The sequence below is a fragment of the Pseudomonas sp. T8 genome, from assembly GCF_024610635.1.
In the GTDB taxonomy this organism is placed as follows: Bacteria; Pseudomonadota; Gammaproteobacteria; order Pseudomonadales; family Pseudomonadaceae; genus Aquipseudomonas; species Aquipseudomonas chlororaphis_I.
Genome location: NZ_CP102374.1, coordinates 3,313,625 through 3,338,029, shown reverse-complemented (window position 1 = coordinate 3,338,029; position 24,405 = coordinate 3,313,625). Strand labels below are relative to the sequence as shown.

Sequence of the window (24,405 nt, the reverse complement as noted above, 5' to 3'; positions counted from 1 at the left end):
TTTACCCGCTAAGCGATGTTCTGTCGCATTCCTCTGCCTTTAAGGCTCTTTAGCGGTGGACCAAAAAAGCCTTTTTCTGTAAGCTACAGCTTTAGTGTGTCCACTAAAAGCGCGCAGAATAATTCGGTGAAGAAGCGGGGTGACGTGTCCATACGTCACTCCGCTTTTTTACAACCTGCGATCGCCCTTTCAGGCTTTATTTACGGGAGGTCTTCTTGACTAAGCCAGCCATACTCGCCCTTGCTGATGGCAGCATTTTTCGCGGCGAAGCCATTGGAGCCGACGGTCAAACCGTTGGTGAGGTGGTGTTTAACACCGCAATGACCGGCTATCAGGAAATCCTTACCGATCCTTCCTACGCCCAACAGATCGTTACCCTGACTTACCCGCATATCGGCAATACCGGCACCACGCCGGAAGACGCCGAGTCCGATCGTGTCTGGTCGGCCGGTCTGGTGATTCGCGACCTGCCTCTGGTTGCGAGCAACTGGCGTAACACCCTGTCCCTGTCCGACTACCTGAAAGCCAACAATGTCGTGGCAATCGCCGGTATCGACACCCGTCGCCTGACGCGCATCCTGCGCGAGAAAGGTGCGCAGAACGGCTGCATCATGGCCGGCGACAATATCTCCGACGAAGCGGCGATTGCCGCTGCACGCGGCTTCCCGGGCCTGAAAGGCATGGATCTGGCGAAGGTCGTCAGTACCAAGGAAAGCTACGAGTGGCGCTCCAGTGTCTGGAACCTGAAGACCGACAGTCATCCGACCATCGAAGCTTCCGAGCTGCCTTACCACGTGGTTGCCTACGACTACGGCGTCAAGCTGAACATCCTGCGCATGCTGGTCGAACGCGGTTGCCGCGTGACCGTGGTGCCTGCGCAAACCCCGGCCAGCGAAGCGCTGGCGCTCAAGCCTGACGGTGTGTTCCTGTCCAACGGCCCTGGCGACCCCGAGCCTTGCGATTACGCCATCCAGGCGATCAAGGACGTGCTGGAGACCGAGATTCCGGTCTTCGGTATCTGTCTGGGCCACCAACTGCTGGCACTGGCCGCCGGCGCCAAGACAGTGAAGATGGGCCACGGCCACCACGGCGCCAACCACCCGGTCCAGGACCTGGACAGCGGTGTGGTGATGATCACCAGCCAGAACCACGGTTTTGCGGTGGACGAAGCCACCCTGCCGGGCAACGTGCGGGCGATCCACAAGTCGCTGTTCGACGGCACCCTGCAAGGCATCGAGCTGACCGACAAGAGCGCATTCAGCTTCCAGGGCCACCCTGAAGCGAGCCCGGGCCCGAACGATGTGGCGCCGCTGTTCGATCGTTTCATCAACGAGATGGCCAAGCGACGCTGAGTGCTCGCCCCTGAAGGTGGCCCCGGCCTCGGCGGCCCCTTCAGCGCTTCAGAGATTTGATCAAGACGGCTTGCCGACTGACCTGCGGATTTGAGTGACAACCCATGCCAAAACGTACAGACATTAAAAGCATCCTGATTCTCGGCGCTGGCCCGATCGTGATCGGCCAGGCCTGCGAATTCGACTACTCCGGCGCCCAGGCCTGCAAGGCCCTGCGCGAAGAGGGTTACCGGGTCATCCTGGTGAACTCCAACCCGGCGACCATCATGACCGACCCGGCCATGGCCGACGCCACCTACATCGAGCCGATCAAGTGGCAGACCGTTGCCAAGATCATCGAGAAAGAGCGTCCGGACGCTCTGCTGCCGACCATGGGTGGCCAGACTGCGCTGAACTGCGCCCTGGACCTGGAGCGCGAAGGCGTTCTGGAGAAGTTCGGCGTGGAAATGATCGGCGCCAATGCCGACACCATCGACAAGGCTGAAGACCGTTCGCGCTTCGACACCGCGATGAAGGCGATCGGCCTGGAGTGCCCGCGCTCCGGTATCGCCCACAGCATGGACGAGGCCAATGCGGTTCTCGAAAAGCTGGGCTTCCCGTGCATCATCCGTCCGTCCTTCACCATGGGCGGCACCGGTGGCGGTATCGCCTACAACCGTGAAGAGTTCGAAGAGATCTGCGCCCGCGGCCTGGACCTGTCGCCGACCAAGGAACTGCTGATCGACGAATCGCTGATCGGCTGGAAAGAGTACGAGATGGAGGTGGTCCGCGATAAAAAGGACAACTGCATCATCGTTTGCTCGATCGAGAACTTCGACCCGATGGGCGTGCACACCGGTGACTCGATCACCGTGGCTCCAGCACAGACCCTGACCGACAAGGAATACCAGATCCTGCGTAACGCCTCCCTGGCGGTACTGCGCGAGATCGGCGTGGAAACCGGCGGCTCCAACGTCCAGTTCGGCATCTGCCCGAACACTGGCCGCATGGTAGTGATCGAGATGAACCCGCGGGTATCCCGTTCTTCGGCCCTGGCTTCGAAAGCCACCGGCTTCCCGATTGCCAAGGTCGCGGCCAAGTTGGCTGTGGGTTATACCCTGGACGAACTGTCGAACGACATCACCGGCGGCAAGACCCCGGCGTCCTTCGAGCCGTCCATCGACTACGTCGTGACCAAGCTGCCACGCTTCGCCTTCGAGAAGTTCGCTAAGGCTGACGCTCGCCTGACCACTCAGATGAAGTCGGTGGGTGAAGTAATGGCCATTGGCCGGACCTTCCAGGAGTCCCTGCAGAAAGCACTGCGCGGCCTGGAAGTGGGGGTCTGCGGTCTGGATCCGAAGCTCGACCTGAGCAATCCGGAAAGCATGAACGTGCTCAAGCGCGAACTGACCGTGCCGGGCGCCGAGCGCATCTGGTACGTGGCTGACGCCTTCCGTGCCGGCATGACCGTCGAGCAGATCTTCGGCATGAACATGATCGACCCTTGGTTCCTGGTGCAGATCGAAGATCTGATCAAGGAAGAGGAGAAGGTCAAGACTCTGGGCCTGTCGGCCATCGACCGCGACCTGATGTTCCGCCTCAAGCGCAAAGGCTTCTCCGACCAGCGTCTGGCCAAGCTGCTGGGCGTGACCGAGAAGAACCTGCGTACCCACCGCCACAAGCTGGAAGTGTTCCCGGTCTACAAGCGCGTCGACACCTGCGCCGCCGAGTTCGCCACCGATACCGCCTACCTGTACTCGACCTACGAGGAAGAGTGCGAGGCAGCGCCTTCGGGGCGCGACAAGATCATGATCCTGGGCGGCGGTCCGAACCGCATCGGCCAGGGCATCGAGTTCGACTACTGCTGCGTGCACGCGGCACTGGCGCTGCGTGACGATGGTTATGAAACCATCATGGTCAACTGCAACCCGGAAACCGTTTCCACCGACTACGACACTTCCGATCGCCTGTACTTCGAGCCGGTGACCCTGGAAGACGTGCTGGAAATCGTCCGCGTCGAAAAGCCAAAAGGCGTGATCGTCCAGTACGGTGGCCAGACTCCATTGAAACTGGCGCGTGCCCTGGAAGCGGCCGGCGTGCCGATCATCGGTACCAGCCCTGACGCCATCGACCGTGCCGAAGACCGTGAGCGCTTCCAGCAGATGGTCGAGCGCCTGAACCTGCGTCAGCCACCAAACGCCACTGTGCGTAGCGAAGACGAAGCGATTCGTGCCGCGGCCAAGATCGGCTACCCGCTGGTGGTGCGTCCGTCCTATGTACTGGGCGGCCGGGCGATGGAAATCGTTTACGAAGAAGAAGAGCTCAAGCGCTACCTGCGTGAAGCGGTACAAGTGTCTAACGACAGCCCGGTGCTGCTGGACCACTTCCTCAACTGCGCCATCGAGATGGATGTGGATGCGGTCTGCGACGGCAAGGATGTGGTGATCGGCGCGATCATGCAGCACATCGAGCAGGCTGGCGTGCACTCCGGTGACTCCGCTTGCTCGCTGCCGCCGTACTCGCTGCCGGCGCACATCCAGGACGAGATGCGTGAGCAGGTCAAGAAGATGGCGCTGGAGCTGGGCGTGGTCGGCCTGATGAACGTACAGCTGGCCCTGCAGGGCGAGCAGATCTACGTCATCGAGGTGAACCCGCGTGCTTCCCGTACCGTGCCGTTCGTTTCCAAGTGCATCGGTGTCTCCCTGGCAATGATCGCCGCGCGTGTCATGGCGGGTAAGACCCTGAAAGAGCTGGGCTTCACCAAGGAAATCATTCCTAACTTCTACAGCGTCAAGGAAGCGGTGTTCCCGTTCGCCAAGTTCCCGGGCGTCGACCCGATCCTCGGCCCAGAGATGAAGTCGACCGGCGAAGTGATGGGCGTCGGTGACACCTTCGGCGAAGCCTTCGCCAAGGCCCAGATGGGCGCCAGCGAAGTGCTGCCGACCGGCGGTACCGCATTCATCAGCGTGCGCGACGATGACAAGCCACTGGTTGCAGGCGTGGCTCGCGATCTGATCAACTTGGGCTTCGAAGTGGTCGCCACTGCCGGTACTGCCAAGCTGATCGAGGCGGCAGGCCTGAAGGTGCGTCGCGTGAACAAGGTGACCGAGGGTCGTCCGCACGTGGTCGACATGATCAAGAATGACGAAGTCACGCTGATCATCAACACCACCGAAGGTCGTCAGTCGATCGCCGACTCTTACTCCATTCGTCGTAACGCCTTGCAGCACAAGATCTACTGCACCACTACCATTGCTGCGGGCGAGGCCATCTGTGAAGCGCTCAAGTTCGGCCCGGAAAAGACCGTGCGCCGCTTGCAGGATCTACATGCAGGATTGAAGGCATGAATAAATACCCAATGACCGTCCAGGGCTCCAAGGCCCTGGAAGAAGAGTTGACGTTCCTCAGCAAGGTCGAGCGGCCACGCTTGAGCCAGGCCATCGGTGAGGCTCGTGAACTCGGTGACCTCAAGGAAAACGCTGAATACCATGCTGCCCGCGAGGAGCAGGGAATGGTTGAGGCGCGGATCCGTGACATTGAAGGCCGCCTGCAAAACTCGGTTGTCATCGATGTGACGAGCATTCCCCATACAGGCAAGGTGATTTTCGGCACTACCGTCGAAATCGCCAACGTCGAAACCGATGAAAGCGTCACTTACCAGATCGTTGGTGAGGATGAGGCTGATATCAAGCTCGGAAAGATCTCTGTAGGTTCGCCCATTGCCCGTGCCTTGATCGCCAAGGAAGAGGGTGATGTGGTTGCCGTTAAAACGCCTAGCGGCGTGATCGAGTACGAGATTGTCGAAGTCCGCCACATCTGAACGAGGGCGCCTGCTGAATGCAGGCGCCATGCTTTGGCAACTGACCCAGATGTTGTGGGTTGGTGGTGTGTGGTTATTGCATGTCGGCTTATTGCCGGTGCTGGGCCAGATTGGCCTGGCGCCGCTGCTGATCGAAGAGATCGGCAATGTGCTGAGTGCGCTGCTGGTTGGTTTTTCAGCGGTATGCATCGTTCTTCAGATGCTGGTATTGGTACGTGCTGAAGGGCTGGCGAGCCTATGGCGGGATATGCGAGGGCAGTTGCTGTTGATGGCGCTATGTGCGTGCACGATGTATTTCGTGGTGCGCTTCGGGCTGTCGGATGTCGAGCGCTGGCAACTGTTCAGCTATCTTGTCTTGGGTTTTTCCGGCCTGGTGCTGGTATTGCAACCGGTGCCTGGATGGAGTGGCAGGGCGCGCGAAGCACGCCCTTGACCCCTGTCGACGTCAGTGGAAGCGATGGACGTTGGACAGTTGCTTGTTTACCTTGGCGTTCTTGCGATAAATCAACGCCATTTTGCCGATGACCTGCACCAGATCCGCTTTGCCGGCCTTGCACAGTTCTGCAATGGCTTCCAGGCGGGACTCGCGTTCGAGGATGTTGAGCTTGATCTTGATCAGCTCATGATCGCTCAAGGCACGTTCAAGTTCGGCCAACACACCTTCGGTCAAACCGTTGTCAGCCACAGTCAATACTGGTTTCAGATGGTGGCCAATGGATTTGTACTGTTTCTTCTGCTCTTGAGTGAGCGGCATAATCTGACCCCTGCGTCTGATCTTGTAAAAAGCGGCGGCCAGTTTACCCGAGCGCGTCCGGGACCGCCCAGTTAATCACGACCCGTTTTATTTTTTGAGGTGGCCCGTGGCCCGTTCCAAAACAAGCCATAACTGGCTGAAAGAGCACTTCAACGACCCATTCGTCAAAATGGCGCAAAAAGATGGGTACCGTTCGCGTGCCAGCTACAAATTGCTGGAAATCCAGGAAAAGGATCGTTTGATTCGGCCGGGCATGAGCGTAATCGACCTGGGCGCGGCGCCAGGAGGCTGGTCGCAGGTGACCAGTCGTCTGATCGGTGGACAGGGGAGGCTGATCGCTTCCGACATCCTGGAAATGGACAGCATCCCTGATGTCACCTTTATTCAGGGCGACTTCACCGAAGACGCAGTGTTGGCTCAAATCCTCGAGGCAGTCGGAAATTCCCAGGTGGACCTTGTGATTTCCGATATGGCCCCCAATATGAGTGGTACGCCTGCCGTAGATATGCCGCGGGCGATGTTTCTGTGCGAGTTGGCACTTGATTTGGCGGGGCGGGTTCTTCGTCCCGGTGGTGACTTCCTGATAAAGATTTTCCAGGGAGAAGGTTTCGACGAATACCACAAGAACGTTCGCAAGATGTTCGACAAGGTAGTGATGCGCAAACCGAGTTCTTCCCGTGATCGTTCTCGCGAGCAATATCTGCTGGGACGTGGCTTTCGCGGGCGTATCGAGTAAAGGTTGGTTTTGACCGGGTTGATAGTTTTTTCGTATTTCGCCCCGGGGGCTTAAGCGAATATTGTGTAATCTGGGTTTCACAAAGGGTTACAGACAGCGCCTGCCAGAGCTGTAGGTAATGTAGTAAGTTAGGTCGGTGAATATCATGCGAAGCGCGCGCCAGCAGCGGAGCTTGCTTCAGAGGGTAGTTAATTGAACGATATGGCAAAGAATCTGATCCTGTGGTTGATCATCGCGGCTGTCCTGGTGACGGTGATGAACAACTTCTCCAGCCCTAACGAGCCGCAGACCCTCAACTATTCCGACTTTATCCAGCAAGTTAAGGATGGCAAGGTCGAGCGCGTAGCCGTTGATGGTTATGTGATTACCGGCAAGCGCAACGATGGCGATAGCTTCAAGACTATTCGTCCCGCGATTCAGGACAACGGCCTGATCGGTGACCTGGTGGATAACCATGTGGTCGTCGAAGGCAAGCAGCCTGAGCAGCAAAGCATCTGGACCCAATTGCTGGTCGCCAGCTTCCCGATTCTGGTGATCATCGCCGTCTTCATGTTCTTCATGCGGCAGATGCAGGGCGGTGCCGGTGGCAAGGGCGGGCCGATGAGCTTTGGCAAGAGCAAGGCGCGCCTGTTGTCCGAAGACCAGGTGAAAACTACCCTGGCGGATGTCGCGGGTTGCGACGAGGCCAAGGAAGAAGTGGGCGAGCTGGTTGAATTCCTCCGCGATCCAGGCAAGTTCCAGCGTCTGGGTGGCCGTATTCCTCGTGGCGTGCTGATGGTTGGCCCGCCGGGTACCGGTAAGACCTTGCTGGCCAAGGCCATTGCTGGTGAAGCCAAGGTTCCATTCTTCACCATTTCCGGTTCCGACTTCGTCGAAATGTTCGTTGGTGTAGGTGCCAGCCGCGTTCGCGATATGTTCGAGCAGGCCAAGAAACATGCTCCGTGCATCATCTTCATCGACGAAATCGATGCTGTCGGTCGCCATCGTGGTGCCGGCATGGGTGGTGGTCATGACGAGCGCGAACAGACTCTCAACCAGTTGCTGGTCGAGATGGATGGCTTTGAAATGAACGACGGCATCATTGTCATTGCCGCCACCAACCGTCCTGATGTACTGGACCCGGCGTTGCTGCGTCCAGGCCGCTTCGACCGTCAGGTCGTGGTCGGTCTGCCGGATATTCGTGGTCGTGAGCAGATCCTGAAAGTTCACATGCGTAAAGTGCCAATGGGTGAGGATGTCGCCCCGGCGGTGATCGCTCGTGGTACACCTGGCTTCTCTGGTGCTGACCTGGCCAACCTGGTGAACGAGGCGTCGCTCTTCGCTGCCCGTAGCGGCAAGCGCATCGTCGAGATGAAAGAGTTCGAGCTGGCAAAAGACAAGATCATGATGGGCGCGGAGCGCAAGTCCATGGTCATGTCCGAGAAGGAAAAGCAGAACACTGCTTATCACGAAGCTGGCCATGCCATCGTCGGTCGCGTAGTGCCTGAGCACGATCCGGTCTACAAGGTTTCGATCATCCCGCGCGGTCGGGCTCTGGGCGTGACCATGTTCCTGCCGGAAGAGGATCGCTACAGCCTGTCCAAGCGAGCGCTGATCAGTCAGATCTGCTCGCTGTACGGCGGTCGTATCGCTGAAGAAATGACATTGGGCTTTGACGGTGTAACTACCGGTGCTTCCAACGACATCATGCGCGCCAGTCAGATTGCACGGAACATGGTGACCAAATGGGGACTGTCCGAAAAGCTGGGCCCGTTGATGTACGCCGAAGAGGAGGGCGAGGTCTTTCTGGGGCGCAGTGCTGGCAGCCAGCATGCAAGCCTGTCTGCGGAAACCGCCAAGCTGATCGACTCCGAAGTTCGTAGCATCATCGACCAGTGCTATGGCACTGCTAAGCAGATCCTCACGGATAACCGCGACAAGCTGGATGCGATGGCCGATGCCTTGATGAAGTATGAAACCATCGATGCCGAGCAGATCGACGACATCATGGCTGGTCGTACCCCTCGCGAGCCTCGCGATTGGGAGGGCGGTTCGGGTACCACACCTCCGGTGGTGCAGAATGAACGTCCAGAAACACCGATCGGCGGCCCGGCTGCTGACCACTAAGGTTTGAAATGACTTCTATGTCGTCCTCGACCCGGTTGCCTTGCGGCAACCGGGTTCTTGATTTGGCCCATACGCATGTCATGGGCATTCTGAATGTAACTCCCGATTCCTTTTCCGATGGTGGCTGCTTCAGCCAGCTGGATGCTGCCTTGCGCCATGCCGAGGGCATGATGCAGGCGGGCGCGACGCTCATCGATGTGGGGGGCGAGTCCACTCGTCCTGGTGCGCGGGCGGTATCGCCGCTTGAAGAGCTGGAGCGCGTAGCGCCTATCGTCGAGCGCATCCATCGTGAACTGGATGTCATTATTTCGGTCGATACCTCCACGCCTGCGGTCATGCGCGAAACTGCGCGCCTAGGGGCGGGGTTGATCAATGATGTCCGTTCGTTGCGACGGGATGGCGCGCTGGATGCGGCGGCGGCCACAGGCTTACCGGTTTGCCTCATGCATATGCTCGGTGAGCCGGGCGATATGCAGGACAATCCGCAGTATCGGGATGTAACCAAGGAAGTGGGTGAGTTCCTGGCTGAGCGTATGGTTCAGTGCGCTGCAGTGGGTATTGGGCCGGAACGGATCATTCTGGATCCAGGTTTTGGTTTCGCGAAGACCCTGCAGCACAACTTGAGCCTGTTCAAGCATATGGACGCCCTGCATGCCCTTGGTCGACCTCTGCTGGTCGGAGTTTCACGAAAGAGCATGATAGGTCAGGCATTGAACCGTCCTGTCGGAGAACGCCTGTATGGCGGGTTGGCTCTTGCCGCTCTGGCAATGTCTAAAGGCGCAAAGATCCTGCGGGTCCATGATGTGGCCGAGACGCTGGATGTCGTGCGGATGATTACAGCTGTGGAATCAGCCGAATAAGAATGATGGAGCACTTATGAGCAAGAAATACTTTGGCACCGACGGCATTCGCGGTCGTGTGGGTGTGTACCCTATTACCCCCGATTTCATGCTCAAACTGGGTTGGGCTGCAGGAATGGCCTTCCGCAGTATGGGTGCCTGTCGCGTGCTGGTGGGTAAGGACACGCGTATTTCCGGCTATATGTTTGAGTCCGCGCTTGAGGCGGGCCTGTCTGCTGCAGGGGCGGATGTAATGTTGTTGGGCCCGATGCCTACTCCTGCCATCGCCTATCTGACCCGTACTTTCCATGCCGAGGCAGGGATCGTGATCAGTGCGTCACATAATCCTCACGACGACAACGGCATCAAGTTCTTTTCGGGTGAAGGTACTAAGCTCCCGGATGAAGTCGAGTTGATGATTGAAGAGTTGTTGGACACGCCGATGGCTGTGGTGGATTCGAGCAAGCTGGGCAAGGTCTCCCGCATCAATGACGCCTCGGGCCGTTATATCGAGTTTTGTAAGAGCAGCGTTCCATCCAGTACCAGCTTTGCTGGGCTGAAGATCGTGGTCGATTGTGCTCATGGCGCAACCTACAAGGTAGCGCCAAGCGTTTTCCGTGAATTGGGTGCCGAGGTGGTGGTGCTCTCTGCGCAGCCTAACGGCCTGAACATCAACGACAATTGCGGCTCCACTCATATGGGGCAATTGCAGGCTGCGGTATTGGCCGAGCACGCCGATCTGGGTATCGCCTTTGATGGTGATGGCGACCGGGTACTGATGGTCGACCATACAGGTGCCATCGTCGACGGCGACGAACTGTTGTTTATCATCGCTCGGGACCTGCACGCGCGTAACAAGCTGCAGGGTGGCGTGGTCGGTACCTTGATGAGCAATCTGGGTCTCGAGCTGGCCTTGGCTGACCTGGGGATCCCATTCGTGCGTGCCAACGTTGGTGACCGCTATGTCATTGCCGAGCTGCTTGAGCGCCAATGGCTGGTAGGTGGTGAAAACTCCGGCCATATCGTGTGCTTCCAACATACCACCACGGGCGATGCGATCATTGCCGCCCTACAGGTGTTGATGGCGCTGAAACGACGTGATGAAGGGCTGGCGCAGTCGCGTCAGGCGCTGCGCAAGTGTCCGCAGATCCTGGTCAATGTGCGTTTTGGTGGCGGAACCAATCCCGTCGAGCATCCGGCAGTGAAAGAGGCCTGCGCGCGCGTCACTACCGCGATGGCTGGGCGTGGCCGGGTGTTGCTACGCAAGTCGGGCACCGAGCCTTTGGTTCGCGTCATGGTTGAGGGCGACGATGAAGCCCAGGTCCGTGGCTATGCTGACGAGCTGGCAAAACTGGTTGCGGAAGTTTCTGCCTGATTTCGGCTTGCCAGTGTTGATGCGGTTGGGTAACATCTGCGCCCACTTTGACCGACGAGGTACAGCATGCGTCGCCCTATGGTAGCTGGTAACTGGAAAATGCACGGTACCCGCGCCAGCGTCGCTGAGCTGATCAATGGCCTGCGTCATCTGGCCTTGCCTGGCGGTGTTGATGTCGCGGTATTCCCGCCTTGCTTGTATATCAATCAAGTGATTGATGGCTTGAAAGGCAAGTCGATTTCGGTCGGCGCGCAGAACTCTGCGGTGGAGCCCATGCAAGGTGCGCTGACAGGAGAAATTGCTCCGAGTCAGCTGGTGGATGCAGGTTGTTCCCTGGTGCTGGTTGGGCACTCCGAGCGTCGCCTGATGATGGGTGAGCGTGACGGTACGCTGAATCGCAAATTCGCAGCGGCACAGGCTTGTGGTTTGACACCGGTCTTGTGCGTAGGGGAGACCCTCGAGCAGCGCGAGGCCGGGAAGACTCTTGAGGTTGTCGGGCGTCAACTGGGCAGCATCATCGAAGAGTTGGGTGTTGGTGCGTTTGCCAATGCCGTTATCGCTTACGAGCCGGTCTGGGCCATTGGTACCGGGCTGACTGCTTCGCCGCAACAGGCTCAGGATGTGCACGCAGCCATTCGGGCGCAGTTGGCGGCAGAGAATTCTGAAGTGGCACGAGGTGTGCGGCTTCTATACGGCGGCAGCGTGAAGGCGGCCAATGCGGTCGAACTGTTCGGCATGCCGGATATCGATGGGGGGCTCATTGGTGGAGCTTCCCTGAATGCAGATGAGTTCGGTGCGATCTGTCGCGCCGCGGGAAACTGAAAAAATGCTGGAAACAGTCGTAGTCGTTTTTCATCTGCTGGGTGCGCTGGGCGTAGTAGCTCTGGTATTGCTGCAGCAGGGTAAAGGTGCGGACGCTGGCGCGTCTTTCGGAGCAGGTGCTTCAAATACTGTGTTCGGAAGCCAAGGTTCCTCTACCTTTCTTAGTAAGTTTACTGCTATACTTGCCGCAGGTTTTTTCATAACCAGCTTAGGGTTAGGTTACTTTGCTAAAGAGAAAGCTCACGAGCTGACTCAAGTAGGTTTGCCAGATCCAGCGGTACTTGAAGCGCCAAAGCAAAAACCGGCTTCTGATGATGTCCCGGTGCTCCAAGAGCAAAAGTCGGCAACCAATGCGACTGACGTACCTCCAGCTCAAGAGCAGAAGTAAGAAGAGTTTCACGCAGTAACGTAGTCTATGCCGAGGTGGTGGAATTGGTAGACACGCAACCTTGAGGTGGTTGTGCCCATAGGGTGTAGGGGTTCGAGTCCCCTTCTCGGTACCAATTATCAGGAGAGCCCGCTGTTGCGGGCTTTCTTGTAGGTGGAAGGTTACATTGACCCAAAAAGGGATCGGTCGTATACTTCCGCCCCAGCTTTGTCGCGGGGTGGAGCAGTCTGGTAGCTCGTCGGGCTCATAACCCGAAGGTCGTCGGTTCAAATCCGGCCCCCGCAACCAGTTTTAGCGGAGCCCCTTTTCAGGGGCTTTTTGTTAGCTGGACACTTTATAACGCCGCTATTCAACGGCGTTTCCGGGATGGGCGCTTCGCCCATTTTTTATTTGCACAAGCATGCACGAGGGGGTTCAGGTGTCGAGCAAGCTAGAACAGTTGCAGGCCTTGTTGGCCCCGGTGGTCGTGGCCCTTGGCTATGAATGCTGGGGTATCGAGTTTTCGGCTCAAGGTCGCCACTCACTGTTGCGCGTTTATATCGATAAAGAAGGCGGTGTGCTGGTGGACGACTGTGCCATCGTCAGCCGTCAGATCAGCGGCGTTCTGGATGTCGAAGATCCGATCTCCGTTGAATACACCCTTGAAGTTTCCTCTCCTGGCATGGAACGCCCGCTGTTCACCCTTGAACAGTTTGCCAAGTATGTCGGTGAACAAGTGAAGATCAAGCTGCGCTCGCCTTTTGAAGGTCGGCGTAATTTTCAGGGCCTTCTCCGCGGGGTGGAGGAGCAGGACGTCGTGGTGCAGGTGGAAGATCATGAGTTTCTGTTGCCGATCGACATGATCGACAAGGCCCACATAATTCCCAGTTTTGACTGAGACGCGGATCCCGCGGATCCAATGGCTTGCGAAAGGCGAGGCGTACGATGAGCAAAGAAGTACTGCTGGTTGTTGAGTCGGTATCCAATGAAAAGGGTGTACCGGCAAGCGTAATTTTTGAAGCGCTGGAGCTGGCTCTGGCCACTGCTACCAAAAAGCGTTTCGAGGACGAAGTCGATCTGCGTGTGGAAATCAATCGCCACACCGGTGCTTACGAGACTTTCCGTCGCTGGACGGTAGTCGAGGAAGCCGACCTGGACGATCCGGCCGTGGAAACCTGGCCGAGCAAGGTCCAGGAAACCCATCCGGGCGCCAAAGTCGGTGATGTCGTCGAAGAAAAGATCGAATCGATCGAGTTCGGCCGCATTGCTGCGCAGACCGCCAAACAGGTCATCGTGCAGAAAGTCCGCGAAGCCGAGCGCTCTCAAGTCGTTGACGCTTACCGCGAGCGCCTGGGTGAAATCATCTCCGGCACCGTGAAAAAAGTGACCCGCGACAACGTGATCGTCGACCTGGGTAACAACGCCGAAGCGCTGTTGGCCCGTGAAGACATCATCTCCCGCGAGACTTTCCGGGTTGGCGTGCGTCTTCGCGCGCTGCTCAAGGAAATCCGCACCGAGAACCGCGGCCCGCAGCTGATCCTGTCGCGTACCGCGCCGGAAATGCTGATCGAGCTGTTCCGTATCGAAGTGCCGGAAATCGCCGAAGGCCTGATCGAAGTCATGGCCGCTTCCCGTGATCCGGGTTCGCGCGCCAAGATCGCGGTCCGTTCCAAAGACAAGCGCATTGACCCTCAGGGTGCGTGCATTGGTATGCGCGGTTCGCGCGTCCAGGCCGTTTCCGGTGAGTTGGGCGGTGAGCGTGTGGATATCGTCCTGTGGGACGACAACCCGGCGCAGTTCGTGATCAACGCCATGTCGCCGGCCGAAGTCGCGGCAATTATCGTCGACGAAGATGCCCATGCCATGGACATCGCCGTTGGCGCAGACAATCTGGCTCAGGCCATCGGTCGCGGTGGTCAGAACGTGCGTCTGGCTAGCCAGTTGACTGGCTGGACCCTGAACGTGATGACCGAATCGGACATCCAGGCTAAGCAGCAAGCTGAAACCGGCGACATCCTGCGCAACTTCATCGAAGAGTTGGAAGTCGATGAAGAGCTGGCACAGGTGCTGGTTGATGAAGGCTTCACCAGCCTGGAAGAGATTGCCTACGTACCGTTGGAAGAAATGCTCAACATCGACGGCTTTGACGAAGACATCGTCAACGAGCTTCGCGCTCGTGCCAAGGATCGCTTGTTGACTAAAGCCATCGCTACTGAGGAAAAGCTGGCAGACGCCCATCCGGCCGAAGACCTGCTCTCGCTTGAGGGTATGGACAAGGATTTGGCGATGGAACTGGCGGTGCGCGGCGTAATTACCCGCGAAGACCTGGCCGAGCAGTCTATTGACGACCTGCTCGACATCGACGGCATTGACGATGATCGTGCCGGCAAGTTGATCATGGCCGCCCGAGCCCATTGGTTCGAGTAATAGGCGCGGCCTGAGGAGAGAAGTGCATGACGCAAGTCACGGTGAAACAACTGGCCGATGAGGTCAAAACACCGGTAGAGCGCCTGTTGCAGCAGATGCGTGAGGCAGGTCTGCCGCACACCGCCGCCGAGGAACATGTGACCGACAGTGAGAAGCAATCGTTGCTGACTCACTTGAAGAGCAGCCACAAGGCGAAAGTGGAAGAACCGCGCAAGATCACTTTGCAGCGTAAAACCACCAGCACCCTGCGTGTTGCCGGCAGCAAAAGTATCAGCGTTGAAGTACGCAAGAAGAAAGTCTTCGTACAACGCAGCCCGGAAGAAATTGAAGCCGAGCGCCAGCGTGAACTGGAAGAACGTCGCGCAGTAGAAAATGCTGCACGTCAGAAGGCTGAAGAAGAAGCCAAGCGTCGCGCCGAAGAAGAAGCGCGTCGCCAGCCTGCTGCTGCGCAACCTGCTGCCGTTGAAGCGGTCGCCGCACCTGCAGTGGTTGCCGAGCCGATTGTTGAAGACGTCCCTGTTGTCGCTCCAGCGCCGGTCGCTGAAGTACGCAAGAAGGACGAGCAGCGTCGTCCGGACAAGAGCCGTAACGACGACAACCGTCGTGGTGGCGATGGCGAGCGTAAAAACGCTCCGCATCGTGCTTCCGTCAAGGAAAAGGCTCCGGCTCCACGCGTTGCCCCACGTACTACCGACGAAGAAAGCGATGGCTTCCGTCGTGGTGGTCGCGGCAAGGCCAAGCTGAAGAAGCGTAACGCTCACGGCTTCCAGAGCCCGACTGGCCCTGTCATTCGTGAAGTGAAGATCGGCGAAACCATCACTGTTGGCGATCTCGCCCAGCAGATGTCGGTCAAGGCTGCCGAAATCATCAAGTTCATGTTCAAGTTGGGCACCCCAGCCACCATCAACCAGGTACTGGACCAGGAAACTGCCCAGCTGGTTGCTGAAGAGCTGGGCCACAAAGTGACCCTGATCAGCGACACCGCCCTGGAAGATTCCCTGGCCGAGTCCCTGAAGTTCGAAGGTGAAGCGGTTCCTCGTGCGCCGGTAGTGACCGTAATGGGTCACGTTGACCACGGTAAGACCTCGCTGCTCGATTACATCCGTCGTGCCAAGGTCGCAGCTGGCGAAGCCGGCGGCATCACCCAGCACATCGGTGCGTACCACGTTGAAACCGAACGCGGCATGGTCACCTTCCTCGACACCCCGGGTCACGCCGCGTTTACCGCCATGCGTGCTCGTGGTGCCAAGGCGACCGACATCGTGATCCTGGTGGTTGCAGCGGACGACGGCGTGATGCCGCAGACCGTTGAAGCCGTTCAGCACGCCCAGGCGGCTGGCGTACCTCTGGTAGTCGCGGTGAACAAGATCGACAAGCCGGGTGCCGACCTCGATCGCATCCGTAGCGAACTGTCGGTTCACGGCGTGACTTCCGAAGACTGGGGTGGCGACACTCCATTCGTTCCGGTTTCCGCGAAGATGGGTACCGGCGTCGACGAATTGCTCGAAGCCGTACTGCTGCAGGCCGAAGTGCTCGAACTGACCGCCACGCCTTCGGCTCCTGGCCGTGGCGTCGTGGTTGAATCGCGTCTCGACAAGGGCCGTGGCCCGGTGGCGACCGTACTGGTTCAGGACGGTACCCTGCGTCAAGGCGACATGGTGCTGGTCGGCTCGAACTATGGCCGCGTGCGCGCCATGCTCGACGAGAACGGCAAGCCGATCAAGGAAGCAGGTCCGGCCATTCCGGTCGAGATCCTCGGCCTGGACGGTACCCCGGACGCTGGCGACGAGATGAGCGTGGTTGCCGACGAGAAGAAAGCCCGTGAAGTGGCTCTGTTCCGTCAAGGCAAGTTCCGCGAAGTCAAACTGGCTCGCGCTCACGCCGGCAAGCTGGAAAACATCTTCGAAAGCATGGGCCAGGAAGAGAAGAAGACGCTCAACATCGTCCTCAAATCCGACGTCCGTGGTTCGCTGGAAGCTCTGCAAGGCGCTCTGAACGGCCTGGGCAACGACGAAGTGCAAGTGCGCGTAGTCGGCGGCGGCGTCGGTGGTATTACCGAAAGCGACGCCAACCTGGCCCTGGCTTCCAACGCTGTACTGTTCGGCTTCAACGTGCGTGCCGATGCCGGCGCTCGCAAGATCGTCGAGCAGGAAGGTCTGGATATGCGTTACTACAACGTGATCTACGACATCATCGAAGACGTCAAGAAAGCCCTGACCGGTATGTTGGGCAGCGACGTTCGGGAGAACATCCTGGGTGTTGCCGAGGTTCGTGACGTATTCCGTTCGCCGAAGTTTGGCGCGATCGCCGGTTGCATGGTGATCGAGGGTGTCGTTCACCGTAACCGTCCAATCCGTGTACTGCGTGAAGACATCGTTATCTTCGAAGGCGAGCTGGAATCCCTGCGCCGCTTCAAGGACGACGCTTCCGAAGTACGTGCCGGCATGGAATGCGGTATCGGCGTGAAGAGCTACAACGACGTCAAAGTCGGCGACAAGATCGAAGTCTTCGAGAAGGTTCAGGTTGCTCGCAGCCTCTAACTCGCGCACTTCAAGAGCCATGATGGCCAGCCGCATGCAAATGCACGGCGCATCGTCCGGACTCTAAACGCAACGCCCGGTCTGGCTTCTGTCAGGCCGGGCGTTTGCCGCTTTCAGACCTTGCGGGTTTCACCGCCAGGCAGCAACAGGTAACAAGACATGGCAAAAGAATACAGCCGTACCCAACGTATCGGCGACCAGATGCAGCGTGAGCTCGCTCAGCTGATCCGTCGTGAAGTCAAAGATCCGCGCGTCGGTCTGGTCACCATCACCGCCGTTGAAGTCAGCCGTGACGTCGGTCACGCCAAGATCTTCATCACCGTGATGGGCCAGGACAACGCTGACGATATCGCCCAGAGCATCAAGGTGCTCAACTCGGCCGCCGGCTTCCTGCGCATGCAGCTGGCTCGCGAGATGAAGTTGCGCAGCGTTCCACAGCTGCACTTCCACTACGACGAAAGCGTCGTGCGTGGCGCGCATCTGTCGGCCCTGATCGAGCGCGCCGTGGCCGAAGACAGCCAGCACGCCGCTGAACCCGAAGACGCCAAGGAGTAAGCGGTGGCTCAGGTCAAGCGTATCCGTCGTAACGTCAGCGGTATCATCCTGCTCGACAAGCCGCTGGGGTTCACCTCCAACGCGGCGCTGCAGAAAGTCCGCTGGTTGCTCAATGCCGAAAAGGCCGGGCACACCGGCAGCCTCGATCCCCTGGCCACCGGCGTGTTGCCGTTGTGCTTTGGCGAGGCGACCAAGTTCTCGCAATACCTGCTCGATTCCGACAAGGGGTACGAAACCCTGATGCAGTTGGGCAAGACCACCACCACGGCCGATGCCGAGGGTGAAGTCCTGCAGACTCGCGAAGTGACCGTTGGTCGCGCCGATATTGAAGCGGTGTTGCCGGAATTTCGCGGGCAAATCAGCCAGATACCGCCGATGTACTCGGCCCTCAAGCGTGATGGCCAGCCACTTTACAAGCTGGCCCGTGCAGGCGAAGTGGTGGAGCGCGAGGCGCGTTCTGTTACTATTGCGCGCTTGGAATTGCTGGCCTTTGAAGGCGATACTGCGCGGCTAGCGGTGGACTGCAGCAAAGGCACCTATATCCGGACCCTGGTGGAAGATATCGGTGAGAAGCTGGGTTGTGGTGCTTACGTCGCGGAACTGCGTCGCACCCAGGCCGGTCCTTTCAGTCTGGCCCAGACCGTCACGCTGGAAGAGCTTGAGGCGGTACATGCCGAAGGCGGCAACGAAGCGGTGGATCGCTTCCTGATGCCATCGGACAGCGGCCTGTTGGATTGGCCACTGCTGCAGTTCTCCGAGCACAGCGCGTTCTACTGGCTCAACGGCCAGCCGGTACGCGCTCCCGATGCACCGAAGTTCGGCATGGTGCGGGTACAGGATCACAACGGTCGCTTTATCGGTATCGGTGAAGTGAGCGAAGACGGGCGCATCGCGCCGCGTCGACTGATTCGGTCGGAATGACCGGAAACCAGCCTGTTTAACAGCAGGCTGGAGAGGGTGGCTGTTAACAGGCACGGTCACAGCTCATTTATAGATACAGGGATTTGTCCCTGGCCTGTTGGTGGCGTTCCTTGGAACGTTGCCTTTTGAGAGGAAAGCCAAATGGCACTCAGCGTTGAAGAAAAAGCTCAAATCGTAACCGACTACCAGCAAGCTGTTGGTGACACTGGTTCGCCAGAAGTGCAAGTTGCACTGCTGACCGCCAACATCAACAAACTGCAAGGTCACTTCAAGGCCAACGGTAAAGACCACCACTCCCGTCGTGGTCTGATCCGCATGGTTAACCAGCGTCGTAAGCTGCTGGACTACCTGAAAGGCAAAGACCTGAGCCGTTACAGCGCTCTGATCGGTCGCCTGGGTCTGCGTCGCTAATCAGCGATTGCGCTAGAGGTTGGTTGTTTGCCGTGCGTCAGTGGGTTTCCCGCAGGCGCATGGCAGGCTCCCAGCCTCAAGTTTTATCTGGACAGTAGTTTTACCTGGACAATAAAGGCCGGGCCGATTCCCGGGATTGCCCAAGAATTTCGCAAGAAACCAGTTCCCCCAAGAGCCACAAAGAAGGTAGGACACCGTGAACCCGGTAATCAAAAAATTCCAGTTCGGTCAGTCGACCGTTACCCTCGAGACTGGCCGTATCGCCCGTCAGGCCTCCGGCGCAGTATTGGTCACCGTTGACGACGACGTCAGCGTATTGGTGACCGTGGTTGGCGCCAAGCAAGCCGATCCAGGCAAGGGTTTCTTCCCTCTGTCTGTTCACTACCAGGAAAAGACTTACGCTGCCGGTAAGATCCCTGGCGGTTTCTTCAAGCGTGAAGGCCGTCCTTCCGAGAAAGAGACCCTGACCTCGCGTCTGATCGACCGTCCGATCCGCCCTCTGTTCCCAGAAGGCTTCATGAACGAAGTGCAGGTTGTCTGCACCGTGGTTTCCACCAGCAAGAAGACCGATCCGGACATCGCTGCGATGATCGGTACCTCGGCTGCGCTGGCCATCTCCGGCATTCCTTTCGACGGTCCGATCGGCGCTGCCCGCGTTGCGTTCCACGAAAGCACCGGCTACCTGCTGAACCCGACTTACGAGCAGCTTCAGGCATCTAGTCTGGACATGGTCGTAGCCGGTACCGAAGAAGCGGTACTGATGGTTGAATCGGAAGCCAAAGAGCTGACCGAAGACCAGATGCTGGGCGCCGTACTGTTCGCCCACGACGAATTCCAGGCTGTTATCCAGGCCGTCAAAGAGCTGGCTGCCGAAGCCGCCAAGCCAACCTGGGACTGGGCTCCTGCTCCAGAAGCCACCGACCTGCTGGGCGCTATCCGCTCCGAGTTCGGCGAAGCGATCTCCCAGGCCTACACCATCACCGTCAAGGCCGACCGTTATGCTCGCCTGGGCGAGTTGAAAGATCAGGTCGTCGCCAAGCTGTCCGGCGAAGAAGGCCAGCCTTCCGCTGCCGACGTCAAAGCCGCTTTCGGTGAAATCGAATACCGCACCGTTCGCGAAAACATCGTCAACGGCAAGCCACGTATCGACGGTCGCGACACCCGCACCGTACGTCCGCTGAACATCGAAGTCGGCGTTCTGCCGAAGACCCACGGTTCGGCGCTGTTCACCCGTGGCGAGACTCAGGCCCTGGTCGTCGCGACCCTGGGTACCGCCCGTGACGCACAGCTGCTGGACACCCTGGAAGGCGAGAAAAAAGACCCCTTCATGCTGCACTACAACTTCCCTCCGTTCTCGGTGGGCGAGTGTGGTCGCATGGGTGGCGCTGGTCGTCGTGAAATCGGTCACGGCCGTCTGGCCCGTCGTTCGGTTCAGGCCATGCTGCCAGCCGCCGACGTGTTCCCTTACACCATCCGCGTAGTATCGGAAATCACCGAGTCCAACGGTTCCAGCTCCATGGCTTCCGTTTGCGGTGCTTCCCTGGCGTTGATGGACGCTGGTGTGCCGATGAAGGCGCCGGTTGCCGGTATCGCCATGGGCCTGGTTAAAGAAGGCGAGAAATTCGCCGTTCTGACCGACATCCTGGGTGACGAAGACCACCTGGGCGACATGGACTTCAAGGTAGCCGGTACCGCCAAAGGCGTCACCGCGCTGCAGATGGACATCAAGATCAAAGGCATCACCGAAGAAATCATGGAGATCGCCCTGGGCCAGGCCCTGGAAGCTCGCCTGAACATTCTCGGCCAGATGAACCAGATCATTGGCCAGTCGCGTACCGAGCTGTCGGCCAACGCTCCGACCATGATCGCGATGAAGATCGACACCGACAAAATCCGTGATGTCATCGGTAAAGGCGGCGCGACCATCCGTGCGATCTGCGAAGAGACCAAGGCTTCGATCGACATCGAAGACGACGGCTCGATCAAGATCTTCGGCGAAACCAAGGAAGCCGCAGAAGCCGCGCGTCAGCGCGTTCTGGGCATCACCGCGGAAGCCGAGATCGGCAAGATCTACGTTGGTAAGGTTGAGCGCATCGTCGACTTCGGCGCATTCGTCAACATCCTGCCTGGCAAAGACGGTCTGGTTCACATCTCCATGCTGAGCGATGCTCGCGTCGAGAAAGTGACCGACATCCTGAAAGAAGGTCAGGAAGTGGAAGTGCTGGTACTGGACGTGGACAACCGCGGCCGTATCAAGCTGTCCATCAAAGACGTGGCAGCAGCCAAGGCTTCGGGCGTTTAAGACTCCCGACGCACTAAGCTGAACAAGCAAACGCCCCGACTGGTTCGGGGCGTTTTGCTATCTGCCGTTTGTACCTTGCTCCCTGCCGGGCAGGCGATATGGCAAAACCCCGGCCTCGGTGCTAGGTTTAGCCCAGCGCCCGTGTAGCTCAGCCGGTAGAGCAGCGCACTCGTAACGCGAAGGTCGCAGGTTCGATTCCTGTCTCGGGCACCAATTGGCAAGCTCAAGTCGTACAAACAACAAAGCCCGCATCGCGCGGGCTTTGTCGTTCTTACTGGCCTTGAATCACTTCACTTTGCTTCTCAGGTCCTCGAGGCTGCGTTTGAGTTGGTCCAGGTTCTGGCCCTGATTGCTGACCTCGCTCTTGAGGCTGGACAGCTCGCTGGAGTTCGAACTGGAGCTTGAGCTGCTGCCACGCTTGAGGTCATCGATCTGACTGGCCAGCTTATCCAGGGTGCTGGCCTGACTGCTGACCGTGCTCTTCAGGCTAGACAGTTCGCTGGAGCTCGAACTGGAGCTAGAGCTGTTGCCACGTTTGAGATCATCGATCTGACTTGCCAGCTTATCCAGGGTGCTGGCTTGGCTGCTGACCGTGCTCTTGAGGTTGGACAGCTCGCTGGAGCTCGAACTGGAGCTAGAGCTAGAGCTGTTGCCACGCTTGAGTTCCTCGATCTGCTTGCCGAGCTTGTCCAGTTCACCGGCCTGGCTTCCGACCGTACTCTTGAGGTTGCTCAGTTCGCTGGAGTTCGAATTGGAGCTCGAGCTATTGCCGCGCTTGAGCTCCTCGATCTGTTTGCCGAGCTTGTCCAGTTCGCTGGCCTGGTCGCTGGTAACGCGCTTGAGGTTGTTCACTTCACTGGCGCTCGAACTGGAGTTGGAGCCGCTGTTGCGCTTGAACTCTTCAAGCTGGGTTTCCAGTTTTTTCAGCTGGTTGGCTTGCTCGCCGGTGGTTTTCTTGAGGTTGCTCATCTCACTGGCATTGGCGCTGGAGCTGCTGCCGGTGTTGCGCTTGAGCTCTTCGATCAGGCGCGCCTGGCTGTTGACCAGGTCCTTGAGCTTTTCCAGCTCGGCGGCGCTGCTCTTGAGGCCGTCCTGCAGCTTTTGCAGGTCGTCCACGGTGAAGCCGCTGGGGCGCACGGTGAACTTGAGGTCCACTTCCTGGTGCAGGGCCGAGATCCTGTCCGAGTACGAGGCGCTGCTGGAGTTGAATTCGACGGCCTGGGCGGGGAGTGACAGGCTGCTGAGGATCAGGGTGGAGAGGCTGGTGGCGAGGAAGACGGACGAACGCTGAGTGCGGCTGAACATCACTGGGTTTCCTTGTGAAGTGCCGATATGGCACATCGCTATGACTGCGTTCCTGCCTTCTTGTTCCTGGAGTGAGAAGCCGGTTCGGGGGGAGGAATGTAACAACGTATTTTTCATGAAAGTGCCTTGAGCGAACGGACAGGTTTTTTGTCGGTGCGCTGTAAGGATTCGTAGGCATCCGCAGACAAAGGCCCTATATTCGCAGCCTGTCTGAATGGTTTTCAGATGATCCCGAATGGTTCACGGCCAGATAAATCGGCTTTCACAGCGCTTTTTTGCGGCAAAGAGATCCCAACGATCCAGATCCATCTTCCATTCCCATGATCAGAGAGAACGAGATGATTCCTAAAGAAGCCAGAATTGACGTAGCCCTTGAAAAATACCTGGCTGCCACGCCTTCCTTGCAGGAAGAAATCAGCGACCTGAGCCCGCAAGAGCAGAAGCAGCAGGCCCAGTGGGCGTTCGAGGATGAAGCGGAGTCGCGCGGCATCGAACCGTGGGAGCTTGTGCTGGAGTTGGTGGCCGAGTCGCGCGATGAACTCAAGGCCATGCGCCTGGAGGTCCATCAGGAAGTGGCCGAGGCCCTGGGCATGGACCTTAAGGACTACCTGGAACTCAACGAAATCGACGACTGATGCAAAAACGCCAGCCTTTCAGGGGCTGGCGTTTTTCTTTGGGGTATCGCGCAAAGAGTCAGAGGCTCAAGCGCATCGACAAATCGACCGCCTTCACATCCTTGGTCATCGCCCCGATCGAAATGTAATCGACGCCGGTCTCGGCGATCGGGCGCAAGGTGCTTTCATTGATCCCGCCGCTGGCTTCCAGCTTGGCCTTGCCGGCATTCAGGCGAACCGCCTCGCGCATGTCGTCCAGGCTCAACTCGTCGAGCATGATGATGTCCGCGCCCGCCGCCAGGGCTTCCTTGAGTTCTTCCAGGCTTTCCACTTCGACTTCCACCGGCTTGCCCGGGGCGATCTTGTGGGCGGCGCTGATCGCCTGGGCGATGCCGCCGCACGCGGCAATATGGTTTTCCTTGATCAGGAAGGCGTCGTACAGGCCGATGCGGTGGTTGTGGCAGCCACCGCAGGTCACCGCGTACTTCTGCGCCAGGCGCAGGCCTGGCAGGGTCTTGCGGGTATCCAGCAACTTGACCTGGGTATCGGCGACGAAATCGGCGTAGTACTGCGCGCGGGTGGCCACGCCGGACAGCAACTGCAGGAAGTTCAGGGCGCAGCGTTCGCCGCTGAGCAGCGAACGGGCCGGACCTTCGAGGTGGAACAGGGCCTGGTTGGGGCTGACGCGCTCGCCGTCACGCACCTGCCAATGCACGGCGACCCGTGGGTCGAGCTGGCGGAACACCGCGTCGACCCAGGCCGTGCCACTGATGATCGCCGCTTCGCGGGTGATGATGGTGGCTTTGGCCAGGCGTTCGGCCGGGATCAGTTGCGCGGTGATATCGCCGCTGCCGATGTCTTCCAGCAACGCACGGCGCACGTTGGCTTCGATTTCGGCGGTCAGGTCGGCGAGGCGTAGATTCGGCATAACGGGCTCCACAAACAAAGTGGCCCGATTATAGGGCCATGGCGCAAGCGAACCCAAGGCGAGCGCCTTCCCGTGGCTGCATTTGGTCGCCTGGCATGAGCCGTTTGCCGGAAAGGGCGGTCGCTATATGAGCGCTATTTCAAAGCCCGCGCAGAGTCTGCTGGCACAAGAAGGGGCTTTTGCCAGATAATCCGACTTCTAATTGACGTCATAGCTTTGACGTCTGTTTGGCTCCCCACTATTTGAAATGCA

At 58.6% G+C, this 24,405-nt stretch carries 21 protein-coding genes and 3 tRNA genes; 21 read left to right on the top strand and 3 right to left on the bottom strand.

The genetic code is table 11. The annotated features are described in order from the left end of the window. Nucleotides 1–215 precede the first annotated feature (215 nt). The 4 genes from carA (at nt 216) to NRG23_RS15010 (ending at nt 5,584) form a co-directional block, all read left to right on the top strand. Nucleotides 216–1,352, top strand: coding sequence for a glutamine-hydrolyzing carbamoyl-phosphate synthase small subunit (gene carA / locus NRG23_RS15025; protein WP_009046927.1), 1,137 nt, complete (start codon nt 216–218; stop codon nt 1,350–1,352). Nucleotides 1,353–1,456: 104 nt separating this feature from the next. Then, nucleotides 1,457–4,678: a carbamoyl-phosphate synthase large subunit gene (gene carB / locus NRG23_RS15020; RefSeq protein WP_007920860.1), complete on the top strand. Its 3,222-nt coding sequence runs from the start codon at nt 1,457–1,459 to the stop codon at nt 4,676–4,678. Beyond that, the gene (greA, locus tag NRG23_RS15015) at nt 4,675–5,151 is read left to right on the top strand and encodes a transcription elongation factor GreA (RefSeq protein WP_009042122.1); all 477 of its coding nucleotides are present in this window, start codon (nt 4,675–4,677) and stop codon (nt 5,149–5,151) included. The genes carB and greA overlap by 4 nt, the downstream gene beginning before the upstream one ends. A gap of 28 nt (nt 5,152–5,179) precedes the next feature. Continuing rightward, a complete protein-coding gene (locus tag NRG23_RS15010; RefSeq protein WP_016701662.1) occupies nt 5,180–5,584 on the top strand; it encodes a hypothetical protein in 405 nt (134 codons plus the stop codon). Nucleotides 5,585–5,596: 12 nt separating this feature from the next. Here the strand turns inward: NRG23_RS15010 and NRG23_RS15005 are convergent, their stop codons facing one another. Beyond that, nucleotides 5,597–5,905 (bottom strand): YhbY family RNA-binding protein, encoded by a 309-nt coding sequence (locus NRG23_RS15005; RefSeq protein ID WP_007920867.1) that lies wholly within the window; start codon nt 5,903–5,905, stop codon nt 5,597–5,599. A 106-nt stretch (nt 5,906–6,011) separates the two neighbouring features. On the opposite strand from NRG23_RS15005, the gene rlmE reads away from it, so the two are divergent. The 16 genes from rlmE (at nt 6,012) to NRG23_RS14925 (ending at nt 21,519) form a co-directional block, all read left to right on the top strand. Next, nucleotides 6,012–6,641, top strand: a complete 630-nt coding sequence (gene rlmE, locus NRG23_RS15000) for a 23S rRNA (uridine(2552)-2'-O)-methyltransferase RlmE (protein WP_007920869.1) — start codon at nt 6,012–6,014, stop codon at nt 6,639–6,641. Between the two features lie 201 nt (nt 6,642–6,842). Beyond that, on the top strand, nt 6,843–8,747 hold the full coding sequence (gene ftsH, locus NRG23_RS14995) for an ATP-dependent zinc metalloprotease FtsH (RefSeq protein ID WP_009046930.1): 1,905 nt from the start codon (nt 6,843–6,845) through the stop codon (nt 8,745–8,747). Between the two features lie 8 nt (nt 8,748–8,755). After that, the gene (gene folP, locus NRG23_RS14990; RefSeq protein WP_053268194.1) at nt 8,756–9,607 is read left to right on the top strand and encodes a dihydropteroate synthase; all 852 of its coding nucleotides are present in this window, start codon (nt 8,756–8,758) and stop codon (nt 9,605–9,607) included. A gap of 16 nt (nt 9,608–9,623) precedes the next feature. Next, a complete protein-coding gene (glmM, locus tag NRG23_RS14985) occupies nt 9,624–10,961 on the top strand; it encodes a phosphoglucosamine mutase (protein ID WP_053268195.1) in 1,338 nt (445 codons plus the stop codon). Nucleotides 10,962–11,027: 66 nt separating this feature from the next. After that, nucleotides 11,028–11,783, top strand: a complete 756-nt coding sequence (tpiA, locus tag NRG23_RS14980; protein WP_009046933.1) for a triose-phosphate isomerase — start codon at nt 11,028–11,030, stop codon at nt 11,781–11,783. Between the two features lie 4 nt (nt 11,784–11,787). Then, nucleotides 11,788–12,171, top strand: a complete 384-nt coding sequence (gene secG / locus NRG23_RS14975; protein ID WP_009042126.1) for a preprotein translocase subunit SecG — start codon at nt 11,788–11,790, stop codon at nt 12,169–12,171. A gap of 29 nt (nt 12,172–12,200) precedes the next feature. Beyond that, nucleotides 12,201–12,286 (top strand) — tRNA-Leu (locus NRG23_RS14970). Between the two features lie 96 nt (nt 12,287–12,382). Next, nucleotides 12,383–12,459 (top strand) — tRNA-Met (locus NRG23_RS14965). Between the two features lie 130 nt (nt 12,460–12,589). Beyond that, nucleotides 12,590–13,048 (top strand): ribosome maturation factor RimP, encoded by a 459-nt coding sequence (rimP, locus tag NRG23_RS14960; RefSeq protein WP_007920877.1) that lies wholly within the window; start codon nt 12,590–12,592, stop codon nt 13,046–13,048. Nucleotides 13,049–13,095: 47 nt separating this feature from the next. Further along, nucleotides 13,096–14,577, top strand: a complete 1,482-nt coding sequence (gene nusA, locus NRG23_RS14955) for a transcription termination factor NusA (RefSeq protein ID WP_257374958.1) — start codon at nt 13,096–13,098, stop codon at nt 14,575–14,577. Between the two features lie 26 nt (nt 14,578–14,603). Next, the gene (gene infB, locus NRG23_RS14950) at nt 14,604–17,117 is read left to right on the top strand and encodes a translation initiation factor IF-2 (RefSeq protein ID WP_009046935.1); all 2,514 of its coding nucleotides are present in this window, start codon (nt 14,604–14,606) and stop codon (nt 17,115–17,117) included. Between the two features lie 159 nt (nt 17,118–17,276). Next, the gene (gene rbfA, locus NRG23_RS14945) at nt 17,277–17,672 is read left to right on the top strand and encodes a 30S ribosome-binding factor RbfA (protein ID WP_009046936.1); all 396 of its coding nucleotides are present in this window, start codon (nt 17,277–17,279) and stop codon (nt 17,670–17,672) included. A gap of 3 nt (nt 17,673–17,675) precedes the next feature. Then, nucleotides 17,676–18,593, top strand: a complete 918-nt coding sequence (gene truB / locus NRG23_RS14940; protein ID WP_007920884.1) for a tRNA pseudouridine(55) synthase TruB — start codon at nt 17,676–17,678, stop codon at nt 18,591–18,593. A 141-nt stretch (nt 18,594–18,734) separates the two neighbouring features. Next, nucleotides 18,735–19,004 (top strand): 30S ribosomal protein S15, encoded by a 270-nt coding sequence (rpsO, locus tag NRG23_RS14935; protein WP_009042128.1) that lies wholly within the window; start codon nt 18,735–18,737, stop codon nt 19,002–19,004. 196 nt (nt 19,005–19,200) lie between these two features. Beyond that, nucleotides 19,201–21,306 carry a polyribonucleotide nucleotidyltransferase gene (pnp, locus tag NRG23_RS14930; RefSeq protein ID WP_016701665.1) on the top strand — a complete coding sequence of 702 codons (2,106 nt, stop codon included), beginning with the start codon at nt 19,201–19,203 and terminating at the stop codon, nt 21,304–21,306. Between the two features lie 137 nt (nt 21,307–21,443). Next, nucleotides 21,444–21,519, top strand: a tRNA-Thr gene (locus NRG23_RS14925). Between the two features lie 72 nt (nt 21,520–21,591). On the opposite strand, the gene NRG23_RS14920 is transcribed toward NRG23_RS14925, so the two are convergent. Next, nucleotides 21,592–22,611, bottom strand: a complete 1,020-nt coding sequence (locus NRG23_RS14920) for a hypothetical protein (protein WP_257374955.1) — start codon at nt 22,609–22,611, stop codon at nt 21,592–21,594. A 338-nt stretch (nt 22,612–22,949) separates the two neighbouring features. On the opposite strand from NRG23_RS14920, the gene NRG23_RS14915 reads away from it, so the two are divergent. Beyond that, a complete protein-coding gene (locus tag NRG23_RS14915; protein WP_257374954.1) occupies nt 22,950–23,246 on the top strand; it encodes a DUF6388 family protein in 297 nt (98 codons plus the stop codon). Between the two features lie 58 nt (nt 23,247–23,304). On the opposite strand, the gene nadC is transcribed toward NRG23_RS14915, so the two are convergent. Beyond that, nucleotides 23,305–24,153, bottom strand: a complete 849-nt coding sequence (gene nadC, locus NRG23_RS14910; RefSeq protein ID WP_009046940.1) for a carboxylating nicotinate-nucleotide diphosphorylase — start codon at nt 24,151–24,153, stop codon at nt 23,305–23,307. Nucleotides 24,154–24,405: the final 252 nt, after the last annotated feature.